The 14,109-nt window shown below is 74.4% G+C and carries 12 protein-coding genes; 3 read left to right on the forward strand and 9 right to left on the reverse strand.

What is annotated here, in order from left to right; all coding sequences use genetic code 11:
• Positions 1–36 precede the first annotated feature (36 nt).
• The 6 genes from MA879_RS04510 to bioB all read right to left on the reverse strand — a co-directional run bounded on the left by MA879_RS04510 (position 37) and on the right by bioB (position 7,432).
• Entirely contained in the window at positions 37–1,326 is a 1,290-nt protein-coding gene (locus tag MA879_RS04510) for an adenylosuccinate synthase (RefSeq protein WP_248123874.1), read from the reverse strand.
• A 131-nt stretch (positions 1,327–1,457) separates the two neighbouring features.
• Positions 1,458–1,679: a hypothetical protein gene (locus MA879_RS04515; protein ID WP_248123875.1), complete on the reverse strand. Its 222-nt coding sequence runs from the start codon at positions 1,677–1,679 to the stop codon at positions 1,458–1,460.
• Between the two features lie 86 nt (positions 1,680–1,765).
• Positions 1,766–2,479, reverse strand: a complete 714-nt coding sequence (gene bioD, locus MA879_RS04520; protein WP_248123876.1) for an ATP-dependent dethiobiotin synthetase BioD — start codon at positions 2,477–2,479, stop codon at positions 1,766–1,768.
• The gene (locus MA879_RS04525; protein ID WP_248123877.1) at positions 2,469–4,871 is read right to left on the reverse strand and encodes an aminotransferase class I/II-fold pyridoxal phosphate-dependent enzyme; all 2,403 of its coding nucleotides are present in this window, start codon (positions 4,869–4,871) and stop codon (positions 2,469–2,471) included. Before MA879_RS04525 ends, bioD begins: the two co-directional genes overlap by 11 nt.
• A complete protein-coding gene (gene bioA, locus MA879_RS04530) occupies positions 4,868–6,232 on the reverse strand; it encodes an adenosylmethionine--8-amino-7-oxononanoate transaminase (protein WP_248123878.1) in 1,365 nt (454 codons plus the stop codon). The genes MA879_RS04525 and bioA overlap by 4 nt, the downstream gene beginning before the upstream one ends.
• Before the next feature lie 6 nt (positions 6,233–6,238).
• Complete coding sequence (gene bioB, locus MA879_RS04535) at positions 6,239–7,432, reverse strand: biotin synthase BioB (RefSeq protein WP_248123879.1); 1,194 nt, start codon at positions 7,430–7,432, stop codon at positions 6,239–6,241.
• Between the two features lie 229 nt (positions 7,433–7,661).
• Here bioB and MA879_RS04540 point away from each other — a divergent pair, with 229 nt between their 5' ends.
• The gene (locus tag MA879_RS04540; RefSeq protein ID WP_248123880.1) at positions 7,662–8,984 is read left to right on the forward strand and encodes a short-chain fatty acid transporter; all 1,323 of its coding nucleotides are present in this window, start codon (positions 7,662–7,664) and stop codon (positions 8,982–8,984) included.
• 241 nt (positions 8,985–9,225) lie between these two features.
• Here the strand turns inward: MA879_RS04540 and MA879_RS04545 are convergent, their stop codons facing one another.
• Positions 9,226–9,873 (reverse strand): thymidine kinase, encoded by a 648-nt coding sequence (locus MA879_RS04545; protein ID WP_135030183.1) that lies wholly within the window; start codon positions 9,871–9,873, stop codon positions 9,226–9,228.
• 27 nt (positions 9,874–9,900) lie between these two features.
• Positions 9,901–10,332, reverse strand: a complete 432-nt coding sequence (locus MA879_RS04550) for a DUF3151 domain-containing protein (RefSeq protein ID WP_248123881.1) — start codon at positions 10,330–10,332, stop codon at positions 9,901–9,903.
• 206 nt (positions 10,333–10,538) lie between these two features.
• Between MA879_RS04550 and MA879_RS04555 the strand changes: the two genes are divergently transcribed.
• Positions 10,539–11,792: a hypothetical protein gene (locus MA879_RS04555; protein ID WP_248123882.1), complete on the forward strand. Its 1,254-nt coding sequence runs from the start codon at positions 10,539–10,541 to the stop codon at positions 11,790–11,792.
• Positions 11,793–11,913: 121 nt separating this feature from the next.
• On the opposite strand, the gene fbaA is transcribed toward MA879_RS04555, so the two are convergent.
• Complete coding sequence (gene fbaA / locus MA879_RS04560) at positions 11,914–12,936, reverse strand: class II fructose-bisphosphate aldolase (protein ID WP_248123883.1); 1,023 nt, start codon at positions 12,934–12,936, stop codon at positions 11,914–11,916.
• 207 nt (positions 12,937–13,143) lie between these two features.
• On the opposite strand from fbaA, the gene MA879_RS04565 reads away from it, so the two are divergent.
• Positions 13,144–13,995, forward strand: coding sequence for an SMP-30/gluconolactonase/LRE family protein (locus MA879_RS04565; RefSeq protein WP_248123884.1), 852 nt, complete (start codon positions 13,144–13,146; stop codon positions 13,993–13,995).
• Positions 13,996–14,109 lie beyond the last annotated feature (114 nt).

Here is a 14,109-nt window from a genome sequence, read left to right on the forward strand (position 1 = left end):
TGTGTCCTCACCAGGAAGCCGGCGCAGTGGCCGGGCTCAGTCCTCGATCAGGTCCCGGATCTGCACGACCTGGTCGCGCCCCGGGCCCACGCCGACCGCCGAGATGCGGCAACCGGAGAGGCGCTCGAGGGCCTTCAGGTACGTCTGCGCGTTCTCCGGCAGGTCCTCGAAGGTGCGGGCGCCGGAGATGTCCTCGGTCCAGCCGTCGAAGTGCTCGTAGACCGGCGTGGCGTGGTGGAACTCGGTCTGCGTCATGGGCATGCGCTCGTGGCGCACGCCGTCCACGTCGTAGGCCACGCACACCGGGATCCTCTCGATCCCGGTCAGCACGTCCAGCTTTGTCACGAAGTAGTCCGTGAAGCCGTTGACGCGCGCGGCGTAGTGGGCCAGGACGGCGTCGTACCAGCCGGTGCGGCGCGGCCGGCCGGTGTTGACGCCGAACTCGCCGCCCGTGGCGCGCAGCTGCTCGCCCATCTCGTCGAAGAGCTCGGTGGGGAACGGCCCGGCGCCCACGCGCGTGGTGTACGCCTTCACGATCCCGATGGTCCGGGAGAACCGGGTGGGGCCGATGCCCGCGCCCACGGACGCGCCGCCGGCGGTGGGGTTGGAGGAGGTGACGAACGGGTAGGTGCCGTGGTCCACGTCCAGGAAGGTGGCCTGGCCGCCCTCCATGAGCACCACCTGGCCCTCGTCGAGCGCGTCGTTGAGCAGGTTCACGGAGTCCACCACCATGGGCCGCAGGCGGTCGGCGAAGCCGAGGAAGTACTCCGCCACCTCGTCCACGGTGACGGCGCGGCGGTTGTAGAGCTTCACGAGGAGCTCGTTCTTCTGCTTCAGCGCCCCCTCGATCTTCTGGCGCAGGATGGACTCGTCGAAGATGTCCTGCACGCGGATGCCCAGGCGCGCCACCTTGTCCTGGTAGGTGGGGCCGATGCCGCGGCCGGTGGTGCCGATGGCCCGCTTGCCGAGGAATCGCTCGGTGACCTTGTCCATGGTCTGGTGGTACGGCGCCACGAGGTGCGCGTTCGCGGAGATCTTGAGGTTCGCGCACGAGTGGCCGCGGGACTCGAGCCCGTCGATCTCCTCGAACAGGGCCTCCAGGTTGATCACCACGCCGTTGCCGATCACCGGCACGGCGTTCGGGGACAGGATGCCGGCGGGCAGCAGCTTGAGCTCGAACTTCTCGCCGTTGACGACGACGGTGTGCCCGGCGTTGTTGCCGCCGTTCGGCTTGACGACGTAGTCCACCCGGCCGCCCAGCAGGTCGGTGGCCTTGCCCTTGCCCTCGTCGCCCCACTGGGCTCCGACGATCGCGATCGCTGGCATCTGCATCTCTCCTCTGGGCCCGGAGGGACTGCGCCGGAGGGGCCCGCACATGGAAAACGCCCCCTGCTGTGCGCACGGAGGCCGTACTCCCGAATCCTACCAGCGTGATGCGGGCCACGCCGGGGGGGCAGTCAGGCGCTCCCCCGGGCCGCCCGGGCGGCCGCGGCCCGCTCGACGGCTTCAAGGTACGCGGTGCCCTTGGCGCAGCACCCCCCGAGGCAGCAGTCGTCGTCGAGGTCGAAGTCCGCGGGGTCCGGCGCCACGACGCCGTCCGCGAGGGCGTCCTGGCGCAGCCGCTCGGCGATCCGTCGCCACTCGGGCCCGGCGGCGTCGGCGGACGGGACGGTGGTCATGGCGGGCCTCCTCGGCGGATGGGGACGGCGCCCTGCCACGGCGTCGCGGCGGGCGGTCGGGCGGAGCCGCCCGTCGTGTCACCACGCTAGCCCGCGGGGAGGAGCTCCAGGACATCGTGCGGCACGGTCTCGAGACGCGCGCCCTGGGTCTCAGCCATGCGCGCCAGGCACCGCAGGTTGGCCTGCTCGACGGCGTCCGGCGCCTGGCTCGTGCCGCTCACCAGGATGCGCGCGGGCGGGACGCCCCGGGCCGCCGCGTGCTCCACCGTGAGCCGCGTGTGGTTCTGGGTGCCCAGGCCGGGCCGCGCCACCACGCACAGCTGCGCGGCGCACCCCGCCGCCCGCAGGGCCAGCGCGGCGTCCACGGGGCCCTCGTCCGCGTCCGTCCAGGCGACCGTGATGCCGCCGGCCCCCTCGATCAGCACGAGGTCGACCTCGGCCGCGAGGGCCCGCCAGCGCCGGACCTGCCGCGCCAGCGTGGGCAGCGTCGGCACCGCCCCGCCGGCCCCGGCCGCCTCCGCCACCGCGTCGACCGGGGCCATGGCGGGCCCGAGCCGTGCCCCCTCGGACACGCTCAGCCGCTCGAGGGCCGTCGCGGGGAGCACACCCGCCGCGGCCCGCTCGGCCACGAGCTGGCGCACGACGTCGACGTCCCCCTCCTCGCCGCGCCGCACCCCGGTCTGCACCGGCTTGTCCACGTGCACCCGCTCCCCCGCGGCCAGGGCCCGGACGGCGAGGGCCGCGGTGCCCCACGTCTTGCCGACGTCGGTGTCCGTGCCGGTGACGACCTCACAGCGCATGCGTGGGCTCCTCCCTCTCCCGCTCCGTCGACGTCGTCCCGCTCGGGCGGACCAGCACGTGGTGCGGGGCCTGGAACGAGAGCAGGCGTAGCCACGTGGGCTCGGGGCCGGTCAGCTCGGCGTCGGGCCAGCACCGGGCGACCTCCCGCACCACGAGGGCCGTCTCGAGCTCGGCCAGCCCCGCGCCGAGGCAGCGGTGCAGCCCGAACCCGAACGCGAGGCGGTCGTCCGGGTGCTGCTCGCCGCTCAGGTGCAGCAGCAGTTCCTGACCGGCCCGGATGCGCCGACGGCCCACCGTCGCGTCGGCGGTGGCCACGCGTCGCCAGGTGGGCACCGACGACGACGACCGCAGGCACTCCGCCGCGAGCCGCGCCGCGGCGGCCTCCCCGACCTCGTCCGCCTCCGACCCCAGCTCGGCCCACCGCGCCCGATCGCGCAGCGCGGCGTTCAGGGCGGTGCCGATCAGCAGCCGGGTGGTCTCCTGGCCGGCGATCACCAGGAAGTAGCCCAGGGAGATGATCCGCTCGTCGTCGACGCCGGCCCGGTGCAGCGCCGCGAACAGGTCCTCCCCGTCCGCGTCCTCCCGGACCTCCGCGACGGTCGCCCGCAGCCACCGGTGAAGGTCGGCGGCGGAGCGGGCCAGGCGCAGCTGCCGGTCCTCATCCGGCCAGCGCCAGAACAGCTCGAGGGAGTCGGCGCTCCACCGGTGCAGCCGCTCCTCCGGCGGATTGGGCACGCCCGTCAGCCGCGACATCACGCGCGCGGGCACGGCGGCGGCCACCGTCGTCGCCAGGTCCACGGTCCTCCCCGCGGCGCGGGCGGCGGCGAGCTCCTCCCGGGTGGTCTCCCGGATCTGCTCCCGCACGGCCCTGACCTTCGCGGGCGAGAAGAACCCCGCCACGACGCGACGCACGGCGCGGTGCTCCTCCCCGCCGGCGGAGGCCAGCACGGGCGGCAGGCGGAACCGGGCGGCGGCGAGGACGCGGCGGGCGGGCCCGCTCAGCGGCACGAGCGCGGTCAGGGCGTTGGCGGAGGAGAAGGTCTCCGGGTCGCCGAGCACCTGCCGCAGCTCGGCAGGGTCGCTGATCCGCAGGTGGTCGCCCCGCACCTCCTCGGGTCGCGCGTCCCCGTGTGCGAAGGGGCAGCGCTCGGGGGCGCCCCAGGCCCGCCCCGCCTCGGTGGCGACCGCCTCGAGCGCGGCGCGCAGGTCCGGCTCGGGCACCGCGGCGCTCAGGCTCACCCGCAGGCGGGCGACCCCGTCCGGCACGCTGGGCGGGCGGAAGCAGCCGACGAGCACCCCGTGCGCGCGCAGTCGCGCGGCCGCGGCGACGGCGGCCTCGGGGTCGGGCATGCGGATCGCGTGGACGGGGCCTGCGCCGATCTCCACGTGCCCGGCCAGCTCGGGGCGACGGGTCAGCACCTCCTCCGCGAGCGCGCGGGCCCGCTCCAGCCGGGCGGCCGACCCGCCCTCCGCGGCCAGCCGGCACGCGACGGCGGCCGCCGCGGCCAGGACCGGGGACAGCGCGGTGTCGAACACGAAGGTGCGGGCCGTGTTGAGCACGTGCTCGCGCCACGCCTGCGCCCCCGCGCCGCCGAACAGGGCCACGCCGCCCTGCCCGCCGAGGGCCTTCGAGAGCGTCGCCGTCACGATCACGGGTGCGGCGCCCCGCCACAGCCCCAGGGCCCCGGCCCGGCTGCCCCCGGGGACCACGCCGAACGAGTGGGCCTCGTCGACCACGAGCAGCGCCCCGTGCTCGGCCGCGAGCGCCGCGACGGCGGCCAGGTCGGCGGCGTCGCCCAGGACCGAGTACGTGGACTCGACCACGAGCACGAGGCGTGCCGTGCCCGGCTCCCCGCGCAGCCGCGTGCACGCGGCGGCCATCGCGTCCAGGTCGCCGTGGGGCACCGTGATCACGGCCGCCCCCGGCAGGGTCCCGAACGCCCCGGACCGGGAGGTCATGGCGAGGGTGGCGCCGTCGCGCAGGCTGGCGTGGGCATGCTCGTCCAGGACGAACGCGGTGCCCGGGCCGGCGAGGGCGCCGAGCACCCCGAGGTTCGCGGTGTAGCCGGAGGAGAAGGCGAGGGCCGCGTCCGCCCCGGCCAGGGCCGCGGCGGCCGTCTCGAGCTCGGCGTGGGCGGGGTGGGTGCCCGTCACCACGCGCGAGGCCCGGGCCCCGACCGGCCCGTCCGCGGCGGCACGGGCGGCGGCGGCCCGGACCTGAGGATGTGCGGCCAGTCCGAGGTAGTCGTTGGCGGCGAGGTCGACGACCCGGCCGCCGTCACCGGTCCGCGCCCCGGGCGACGGCGGGTCCGCGCGCCGGGCGAGGCCGCGGCGATGCCGCACCCGGGCGCGGGCGTCGCGCCAGGATGTCCACGGGTCGGCGCCTGTCATCCGTGCACCTCCTCTACGGCGCCCACGACGGCGGCGGTCAGCTGGGCGAGGTCGGCGTCGGTGCTGACGTACGGCGGCATCACGTACACCAGCCGCCGGAACGGACGCACCCACGCGCCGCGGGCGACGGCGGCCCGCGTGACCGGCTCGACGTCCACGGGGCGGTCCAGCTCGACGACGCCGACGCCCCCGAGCACGCGCACCTCCGCGACGGCGTCGAGGTCGGCGGCCGGGGCGAGCCCCGCCGTGAGGGCGTGCTCGAGACGCGGCACGTGGTCGGCCCAGCCGGGTCCGTCCCCGCGCCCGGCGAGCACGTCGAGCGAGGCGGCGGCGACGGCGCACATCAGCGGGTTGCCCATGAACGTGGGCCCGTGCAGCAGCGCGCCGGGCATCCCGTGGTCGGCTCGGGAGACCGTCGCGGCGACCTCGGCGGTGCACAGCATGGCCGCCCCGGTCATGGTGCCGCCCGTCAGGGCCTTGCCGAGGCAGAGGATGTCCGGCACCACGTCAGCCCACTCGCAGGCCAGCCAGCGGCCGGTGCGCCCGAAGCCGGTGGCGATCTCGTCCGCGACCAGCAGCAGCCCGTGCTCGTCGCACAGCCGCCGCAGGGTCCGCAGGGCGCGCGGGTCGTACCAGTCCATGCCGCCGGCGCCCTGCACGACCGGCTCGAGGATCACCCCGGCCAGCTCGTGGCCGTGCTCGACCACGGCTTCCTCGACCTCGGCCTCCCAGGCGGCGAGGGCGCCGTCGTCGGCGTGCCACTGCCCGGTGGCCGGGTCACGTCGTGCCCGCGGCGGGCGGGGCACGAACCGGTGCTGCGCCACGAGCGAGGCGAACGCGGCGTGCATGCCGTCCACGGGGTCGCACACGCCCATGGGCGCGGCGGTGTCCCCGTGGTATCCGCCGCGGACGGTGAGGAACCGGCCGCGGCCGGCACGCCCGCGGGTCGCCTGGAACTGCAGGGCGAGCTTGAGGGCCACCTCCACGGAGACGGAGCCGGAGTCCGCGAGGAACACGTGCTCGAGCGGGCCCGGGGTGAGCGCCACGAGGCGTTCAGCGAACTCGACGGCGGGGCCGTGGGTGAGCCCGCCGAACATGACGTGCGGGAACGCGTCCGTCTGCCGGTGCAGGGCGGCCCGCAGCTCCGGGTGGTCGTACCCGTGCACCGCGGACCACCACGAGCTCATGCCGTCGATCGCCTGGTGCGTGGCGCCGTCGGCGTCCTCGAGGGCCAGGCGCACGCCCGACGCGGCCGTCACGGCGTACAGCTGGTGGACGCCGGCCGGGGCGTAGGGGTGCCAGAGGTGCGCGGCGTCCCGCTGGAGCAGCTCGGCGCCGCGGGCGTCAGTGGGGGCGGCCACCGGCGCTCAGGCGTTGGCCGGGGCGTCCGTGCCCGCGCCACGGCGGCGCAGGGCCGGGGCGGGGCCGGCGGAGGCCTCGGGGGCGGTGGTCTCGGCGGCCGTGCCGCAGCAGCCACCGGCGGACACGGCGTTCGCGTGCGCCGCCGTCGGCGCGCGGCGGTCCGCGCCGAGCACGGTGTAGCCGGCGTCGGCGATCATCTGCAGGTCCGCCTCGGCGGCCTGGCCCTCGGAGGTCAGGTAGTCGCCCAGGAAGATCGAGTTGGCCACCTGCAGGCCCACGGGCTGCAGGGAGCGCAGGTGCATCTCGCGGCCGCCGGCGATCCGCAGCTCCTTGTCCGGGCAGGCCAGGCGGACCATGGCCAGGATGCGCAGGCACTCGAGCGGGGTGAGCTGCACGTGGCCCTCGAGCGGGGTGCCGTCGAAAGGCATGAGGAAGTTCACGGGGATCGAGTCCGAGTCGAGCTCGCGCAGGGCGAGCACCGCCTCGGCGAGCTGGGCGTGGGTCTCCCCCATCCCCGCGATCAGCCCGGAGCAGGAGGAGAGCCCCGCCGCACCGGCGCGCTGCACGGTGTCCACGCGCTGGTCGTAGGTGTGGGAGGTGCAGATGGACTCGTAGTGGGACTCGGCGGTGTTGAGGTTGTGGTTGTAGGCGTCCACGCCGGCGTCCTTGAGCTTCTCCGCCTGGCCGTCCTTCAGGAAGCCCAGGCATGCGCACACCTCGACGTCCGGGTGCTGGGACTTCAGGTCCGCCACCATCCCGACGACGCGGTCCACGTCCCGGTCGGTCGGTCCGGTGCCGGAGGCGACCATGCACACGCGGGAGGCGCCGCCGGCGATGCCCAGGCCCGCCTGGCGCACGGCCTCCTCGGGCTTGAGCCACGTGTACCGGAGGATCTCGGCCTCCGTCCCCAGCCGCTGGGAGCAGTAGGTGCAGTTCTCGGGGCACAAGCCGGTCTTGAGGGACACCAGGTAGTTGACCTTGACGGTGCGGCCGAAGTGCTTCTCCCGCAGGCGCGAGGCCGCCGCGACGATCCGGAACGTCTCCGCGTCCGGGGCGTCCAGCACGGCGACGGCCTCCTCCACGGTGAGGCGGTGGCCGGCGTCGATGCGCTCGACGAGCGCGACGGGGTCCAGCGAGGCGGAGGGAGCGTCCTGCTCGGCAGGGCTCGGGGTGGTGGCGGTGTCCGGCACAGCGGTCATGGCGGGGCGGCTCCTCGGGACGGAACGGTCACGGCGGTGTGGTGTGCGGCACTCTAGCAGGGTTCCTGAACGGTGTTCAGGGCACCCTGCGGCCGCGGCGATAGGGCGATGCACGTCACTTCTCTCACTCCGACCAGAGGAGCCCCATGCCCAGCTCGCCGCCCCCGTCACCCACGACCGCGCCGCCCGCCGTGGCCCCGCCGGCGGGGACACCCTGTTCTCCCGCGCCATGGGCCCGGTCAACCGGCTGGTCGAGCGCTGGATCCCGTCCTCCCTGGTCTTCACGATCGTCCTGACCTTCGTGGTCGCCGCCCTCTGCCTGGCGCTCACACCGGCGGGGCCCGCCGAGGTCGTGACCGGCTGGGCCGAGGGGCTCTCCGGCCTGCTCTCGTTCATCACGCAGAGGGCGCTCGTGCTCATGCTCGGCCACATCCTCGCCAGCACCGGGCCCGTCCGACGCCTGCTCGCCGCCCTGGGCGGGGTGCCCCGCACCCCGACGACGGCCTACCTGTTCGTCTTCGTGGTGGCCGCCCTCGTCTCCCTCATCACCTGGGGCCTCGGCCTCGTGGTCGGCGGGCTGCTCGCCCGCGAGGTCGCGGCGCAGGCGCGGGAGCGCGGCATCGTCCTGCACTTCCCGATGCTCGTGGCCGCCGGCTTCGCGGGGTTCGTGGTGTGGCACATGGGGTACTCCGGCTCGGGGCCGCTGACCGCCGCCACGCCCGACTCGTTCCTGACGGAGAGCCTCGGCGGGCGGACCGTTCCGGTCACGGAGACCACCTTCTCGTGGTGGAACATCGCGGCGGCCGCCGCCACGATCGTCGTGGTGGCGGGGGCCCTCACCCTCGTGGCCCCGCGCGACGCCGACCGGATCGTGGAGCTGCAGGTCGACGCGCGGGAGGGCGCGCTCGTCGAGGACCCCGTGGTGGAGACGCCGGCCGACCGCCTGGACGCCTCGCGCATCCCCACGACGCTGGTGGGCCTGCTGCTCGCGACGTACCTGGTGATGCACTTCGCGGGCGGCGGATCGCTCACCCTCGACGTCGTGAACTGGTCCTTCCTCGCGCTGATCCTGCTGCTGACGCGCAGCCCGCACGAGCTGATCGGGCTGACGCAGCAGGCCGCCTCGCACGTGGGCGAGATCCTGCTGCAGTTCCCGCTGTACGCCGGCATCCTCGGGATGATGACGACCACCGGGCTGGTGGCGGTCCTGTCCGAGGCGTTCGTGGCCATCTCGACGCCGCAGACGTTCGGCCTGCTGGCGTTCCTGTCCGCCGGACTCGTGAACTTCTTCGTGCCCTCCGGGGGCGGGCAGTTCGCGGTGCAGGGACCGATCATGCTCTCGGCCGGCGCCGAGCTGGGCGTGGACCCGGCCGTCACGATCATGGCGGTCTCCTACGGCGACCAGTGGACCAACATGATCCAGCCGTTCTGGGCGATCCCCCTGCTGGCGATCGCCGGACTGAAGATGCGGGACATCCTCGGGTACACCACCGTCGTCCTGCTCGCCTCCGGGCTCGTGTTCGGCGCCACCCTGCTGCTCGTCTCCCTCTGATCCCGGCCGTCACACCCGCGGCGGAGACCGAGGGTCGGAGAGGCCTTGACCCCCGTCCCGGACAGACGAAGGGCCCCGGATCTCTCCGGGGCCCTGCGCCTGTCATCACTCACACCTTCATCTCTCGCACCTCGATGAAGTGGTTCCCACCGTACGGAGCGCCTATGGGGAAACCAGGGGTGCCGCCTGGCAGTTCCCTGAACGCCCGACCCGACCCAGCGCGGCGGGGCCCGTCATCCGCTCAGCCGAGCCGTCCGCCGGACTCCTCGAGGTAGCACGCGCCGCACAGGGACTCGTAGGTGACCTGCACGCCGTCGATGGCCACCTGGTCCCCCTCGAACACGAACCGGCGCGCCCCGGTGGCCGGGTCCGTGACCTGACGGGTGTTGAACAGGGCCTTCCGGCCGCAGCGGCAGATGGTCTTGAGCTCCTCGAGCGAGTGGGCGAGCTCCAGCAGCCGCCCCGACCCGGGGAAGGAGTGCGTCCGGAAGTCGGTGCGGATGCCGTAGGCCATCACGGGCACGCCCTCCAGCACGGCGATCCGCAGCAGATCGTCCACCTGGGCCGGCTCGAGGAACTGGGCCTCGTCCACCAGCAGGCACGCCACCGGCGGCACGGCCCCGTCCAGGTGGTCCACCAGGGCGTCGGGGTCCTCTGCGGCGGCGTGCCGGTGGAAGAGCTCCACCACGTCCGCGCCGGCGGGGATGAGGAAGTCCACGGCCCGGGTGACGCCGAGGCGGGAGACCACCTCGTCGTCGCCCTTGGTGTCCAGCGCCGGCTTGGCCAGCAGGACCCGCTGCCCGCGCTCCTCGTAGTTGAACGCGGCCTGCAGCAGGCCCGTGGACTTGCCGGAGTTCATGGCTCCGTAGCGGAAGTACAGCTTGGCCACGCGCGGCGGGGGGCGACGCGCGGGCCCTCAGGCCTGCGCGGCCTCGATCTGCTCGGCGGCCGTGGGGTCCGAGTCGTCCAGGAACGTGCGGATGCGCTGGACCTCTTCGGTCTCCCCGATCCCGGCGGAGGCGCGGCCGAGGGCGTACAGGGCGCGCAGGAAGCCGCGGTTGGGCTCGTGAGACCACGGCACGGGGCCGGCACCGCGCCAGCCCGCCTTGCGCAGCGCGTCGAGACCGCGGTGGTAGCCCACGCGGGCGTACGCGTAGGAGTCCACGGCGCGGCCCTCGGACCAGGCGTCCTCGGCCATCAGGGCCCACACGAGGGAGGACTCCGGGGCCACGGGGACGACGTCCTCGGGCAGATCCCCGGCCGCCAGGCGCGCCAGCACCTCGGGCTCCTCCGGCAGGAGGGTGGCCGGCGGCTCCATCAGATTCCTGCCGATGAGGGACTCGGACATCGCTCACACACCTCTTTCCTGCCCCGCGCGGGCGGGACGTGGGGGGACGCCGACGCGCGGCCGGCGGGGTTCACGCCCGAGTCTAGCGAGCCGCCCGCGCCCGGGCCGGGGCGCCCCCAGGCGCGTCCGGTACCGTGGTGCCCGCGTCCGCTCGGGGGCCGGAGGCCTCGCACCCGGGCGAGGACGCGATCCGAAGGAGTCCTCGCATGTCCCACCCCGCGCCCGCGCGTCGTCGCACCGCCCCGGCCCTCGGCGCCCTCGCCCTGGCCCTCGCGCTGACCGGCTGCGGCGGCGGAGGCGAGAGCACGCCGTCGTCCTCGGCCCCCGCCGTCCCGGCGGCCGGCCCCTCGACCCCCGGCGTGGCGGCCACGGCCACGGGCGACCCGGAGAGCCCCGCCTCGCAGGCGGCCGCGCAGATCCGCGAGGCCCGCGCCTCCGAGCGCGCCGAGGGCAGCGACCGCCCCCAGCCGCGCGAGGCCCTGGAGACCGTGGGCCCGGGCGTGCAGGCCGGCGCCGCCAGCCGGGGATGGCAGAGCGTGGCGTCGAGCCGCAACGACTCGGTCGCCGTCATGGACTGCACTCAGGACGTCCTGGAGCAGGCCACTCTGGACGCCGTGGCCACCCACATCCCCGTGGCCAACGACATCGCCATCGTCCAGCTGTTCGCCTCCCGGGACGAGACCCACGAGTTCCTCACCTGCCAGTACCAGGGCTCGTCCTCCCGCGGCGAGGGCGCTCCGCTGGTGATGGTGCACTACCAGCACAACATCGACGGCTCCCGCCTGGACTGGTGCCAGGAGGAGCCCGCCGTGCGCGCGGACGAGTACTCCTTCGACCCCGCCACGGGCAAGGGCCTGCTCGCGCTCCTGCGTCCCGGCATGGTGGGCGGCTCGGACGGCGCCCCCCTGCTGCCGCAGCGCACGGGCTGGGCCTGCACCGAGGACGGCACGCAGCTGGTGTCCGTCACCTTCGGCTCCATGGAGGGCTACGGCCCCCAGAACGAGGGCCTGACCCAGGTGGAGAACTCCCCGGTGGCCAACAGCACCACCGTGGTCACCCAGGCCCGTGACCACCTCGCGGACACCGTGCTGAAGGACCCGGCCGCCTTCCAGGAGGTCATCTCCATCGCCTCCCCGTACTTCCTGAACGCGCAGATGGACGAGGAGACCCTGCAGGAGGCCCTCCGGATCCCCACGGGCCTGGTGCCCGAGGAGATGCTCTCCGACCAGTCCACCATCGACCGCCCCGAGGGCGCCCCGGAGCCGGTGGCCCCGGGCCAGCCCCCGCGCCCGTTCGTGGGCGCCGCACGCGAGGCCGCTGAGTCCGCCGCCGCGGCCTCGGCCGCGGCCTCCGCGAGCGCCGCCTCGGCCTCCCCCTCGGAGGGCCAGGACGCCGACCCGGACGGCGCCACGCCGGCGTCGAGCTCCCCGGCGCCCTCCCCCTCCCCCACGCGGGACTGACGACGCCGGCCCCGGGTCTCCGCGGTCCGGCCCCATGTCCTCCCCGTGCACGACGGCGGCCGGCCGCCTCCCCGAGGGAGGCGACCGGCCGCCGTCGTCGATGCGGATCAGCCGCGGCGGATCACCGGACGGACTTGCCTGCGGAGCCGAGGTTCTGGGCGGCCAGGGCCACGCGGGCGGCCATGGACTCCTCGGCCTTGGCGCCCCACACGCGCGGGTCGTACAGCTTCTTGTTGCCGACCTCGCCGTCCACCTTGAGGACGCCGTCGTAGTTCTGGAACATGTGGCTCACCACGGGGCGGGTGTACGCGTACTGGGTGTCCGTGTCCACGTTCATCTTCACGACGCCGAAGCCCACCGCGTCCGCGATCTCCTGCTCGGAGGAGCCGGAGCCGCCGTGGAACACGAGGTCGAACGGACGCTGCTTGCCGAACCTCTCACCCACGGCCTCCTGGATCTCCCGGAGGATCTCCGGACGCAGCTTCACGCCGCCGGGCTTGTACACGCCGTGCACGTTGCCGAAGGTCAGCGCGGTCAGGTAGCGGCCCTGCTCGGAGGTGCCGAGCGCCTCCACGGTGGCGATGCCGTCCTCGACGGTCGTGTAGAGCTTCTCGTTGATCTCGTGGGCGACGCCGTCCTCCTCGCCGCCGACGACGCCGATCTCGATCTCGAGCAGCTGCCGGTTGGCGTGGGTGCGGGCCAGGAGCTCCCGAGCGATCCGCAGGTTCTCCTCAAGGGTCTCGGCGGAGCCGTCCCACATGTGGGAGTTGAAGATCGGGTCACGGCCGGCCTTCACCTCGGCCTCGGAGGCGTCCAGCAGCGGGCGGACGAACTCGTCCAGCTTGTCCTTGGGGCAGTGGTCCGTGTGGAGGGCGATGTTCACGTCGTACTGCTTGGCGACCTCGCGGGCGAAGGCTGCCATGGCGAGGGACCCGACCACCATGTCCTTCTTGGAGGGGCCGGAGAAGTAGGCCGCGCCGCCGGTGGAGACCTGGATGATGCCGTCCGACTCCGCCTCGGCGAAGCCGCGGATGGCGGCGTTGAGGGTCTGCGAGGAGGTGACGTTGATGGCCGGGTAGGCGTAGCCGCCGTCCTTGGCCGAGTCGATCATCTCCGCGTACTTGTCCGGGGTGGCGATGGGCATGGTGTGCTCCTTCACTCGCGAGGCGACGGGTTTGTCCAGCGGTCGGGCGGCACACTGCACACGGGCACAGCAACGCCGCCGTGCTGTCCTCATCGTAGCGACCGGTCACCCGGGTGACCCGGTCCCGTGCGCGCCCCGACGCGGCCTGCGATGCTGGGGGAGCCGACGTCGTCGGCACCCTCTGACCCCCACCCGAAGGAGCCCGCCATGCGCGCCGAGCAGGTCACCGATCCCCTCTGCTACCACGGGGAGGGCCCCGTGTGGGCCGAGTCCTGGGGCGGGCTGCGCTGGGTGGACATGCTGGCCGGGGACTACCTGTCCCTGCGGGCCGACGGCACCGTGGACCGCACCTCCGTGGACGATCGCGTGTGCGCGGTGCTGCGCCCGCGCGTCGGGGGCGGGGCGGTGATCGCGGTGGAGCGCGGGTTCGTGCTCGAGGACGCGGACGGCACCCTGCACCGGCTGCCCCCGGTGTGGGACGACCCCGACCTGCGCATGAACGAGGGCGGCTGCGACCCGGACGGCCGCTTCTACGCCGGCTCCATGGCCTACAGCAAGACGCCCGGGGCCGCGACGCTGCACCGCCTGGACCCCTCCGGCGAAGTGGACCTGGTGCTGGAGGGCGTGAGCACGTCCAACGGTCTGGCGTGGAGCCCGGACGGCTCGCGGGCCTACTACAACGACACCCCCACGCGGCAGGTCGCGGTGTTCGACTACTCCCGTGAGGAGGGTCTGACGAACCGTCGCGTGCTCACCGACGTCCTGAGCGGTGAGGGCAAGCCGGACGGTCTCACCGTGGACGCCGAGGGCGGGATCTGGGTGGCCGTGATCAGCCACGGTCAGATCCACCGCTACACGCCGGAGGGTCGGCTGGACGAGGTGATCGAGGTGCCGGCGCAGAAGACGACGGCGTGCACGTTCGGCGGGCCGGGTCTGGACCGGCTCTACATCACCACGAGCTGGGAGGGCATGGAGCGCGGCGAGGACCCGCTGGCCGGCGCGCTGTTCGCGGCGGAGCCCGGCGTGCGGGGCCTGGCCACGCTGCCTTTCGCGGGCTGACCTGGGGCGATTCGGGCGGATCCACCGCACGGGGCGGCGGCCGGCGCGGTCGATCCACACCTGCCGTTCACGTACCAGGGGAAGTCGGGATACGATCCCTGGGAGTGTGATTGG

Source organism: Micrococcus lacusdianchii (genome assembly GCF_023155805.1).
In the GTDB taxonomy this organism is placed as follows: domain Bacteria; phylum Actinomycetota; class Actinomycetes; order Actinomycetales; family Micrococcaceae; genus Micrococcus; species Micrococcus lacusdianchii.

Bases quoted from the DNA above. Each gene is read 5' to 3' on its own strand.
- MA879_RS04510 (WP_248123874.1), bottom strand. From the start codon at position 1,326: ATGCCAGCGATCGCGATCGTCGGAGCCCAGTGGGGCGACGAGGGCAAG.
- MA879_RS04525 (WP_248123877.1), bottom strand. From the start codon at position 4,871: ATGACAGGCGCCGACCCGTGGACATCCTGGCGCGACGCCCGCGCCCGG.
- MA879_RS04540 (WP_248123880.1), top strand. From the start codon at position 7,662: ATGGGCCCGGTCAACCGGCTGGTCGAGCGCTGGATCCCGTCCTCCCTG.
- fbaA (WP_248123883.1), bottom strand. From the start codon at position 12,936: ATGCCCATCGCCACCCCGGACAAGTACGCGGAGATGATCGACTCGGCC.
- bioB (WP_248123879.1), bottom strand. From the start codon at position 7,432: ATGACCGCTGTGCCGGACACCGCCACCACCCCGAGCCCTGCCGAGCAG.
- bioD (WP_248123876.1), bottom strand. From the start codon at position 2,479: ATGCGCTGTGAGGTCGTCACCGGCACGGACACCGACGTCGGCAAGACG.
- MA879_RS04555 (WP_248123882.1), top strand. From the start codon at position 10,539: ATGTCCCACCCCGCGCCCGCGCGTCGTCGCACCGCCCCGGCCCTCGGC.
- MA879_RS04515 (WP_248123875.1), bottom strand. From the start codon at position 1,679: ATGACCACCGTCCCGTCCGCCGACGCCGCCGGGCCCGAGTGGCGACGG.
- MA879_RS04565 (WP_248123884.1), top strand. From the start codon at position 13,144: ATGCGCGCCGAGCAGGTCACCGATCCCCTCTGCTACCACGGGGAGGGC.
- MA879_RS04550 (WP_248123881.1), bottom strand. From the start codon at position 10,332: ATGTCCGAGTCCCTCATCGGCAGGAATCTGATGGAGCCGCCGGCCACC.